The sequence below is a fragment of the Niallia sp. MER 6 genome (assembly GCF_023714395.1).
In the GTDB taxonomy this organism is placed as follows: Bacteria; Bacillota; Bacilli; order Bacillales; family Cytobacillaceae; genus Niallia.
The window spans coordinates 1-720 of the sequence record NZ_JAMAUK010000106.1 but is presented as its reverse complement, the minus strand read 5'-3'; the positions used below and the strand labels follow the sequence as shown (position 1 = coordinate 720).

1 protein-coding gene and 1 pseudogene are annotated in these 720 nt (G+C 33.8%); both read left to right on the top strand.

Annotated features, from left to right (window positions below):
• The coding region (locus M3600_RS28440) for an IS3 family transposase (protein ID WP_164849820.1) at positions 1–84 on the top strand (84 nt) is incomplete at its 5' end.
• A gap of 138 nt (positions 85–222) precedes the next feature.
• Positions 223–720 (top strand): annotated as a pseudogene (locus M3600_RS28435) (RNA-guided endonuclease TnpB family protein); the annotation flags it as partial.

Genomic DNA, 720 nt, shown 5'->3' with positions numbered 1-720 from the left:
TATTACAATTACTATAGATATCAGTGGAACTTAAAAAAGATGACCCCTGTTCAATACAGAGATCATCTTCTTAAAACTGCCTAGGCTTTTTTTAAATGTCCTTTACAAAGGGTACACTTTAGAATGTGAACGGTTTTTTATTTCTCAGAGTAATCCACTAGGCATTTGAATCTCTTGTTGTTATAATATAAGAAACATACGTTCGATTGGTGGTGAACTAACTTGGAAACAATTTCTTTGAAACTAGAATTATTAAATCCTACTAATGCTAAAAAAGAGATGTACAAAGAAATGACAAATATCAACACATCTTTTGCGAACTGGTTATTGGAATATCAAGGTCTAAAGGGTGCAACATCGAAAGTTTATAAGTTGTTTTCTGATGGGAAATTCCCCTCGGCTATTGTGAACCAATCCATTCGAGAGGTTAAATCTAAGAAAAATAATCAAAAAGCGAAGGTTTTTCGCCGTTTTTGGTGTGGGTTCAACAACCAAAATTTGAAAGTAGAGAAAGAAAACAACCTCTATAAAGTTTCATTTCCTACTCTTGAGAAACGTGTTGGTGTACCAGTTGTAATAGAAACATACCAAAAACATTGGTTAGATAAAGTTTTGGAAGGGAAAGCAAAACAAGGAGCAGCGGAGTTGTATGAGAAAAAGGGGCGTTGGTATGTTTCCATTTCTATCTCTTTTGAACCAAAAATACCGAAATTTGAATCT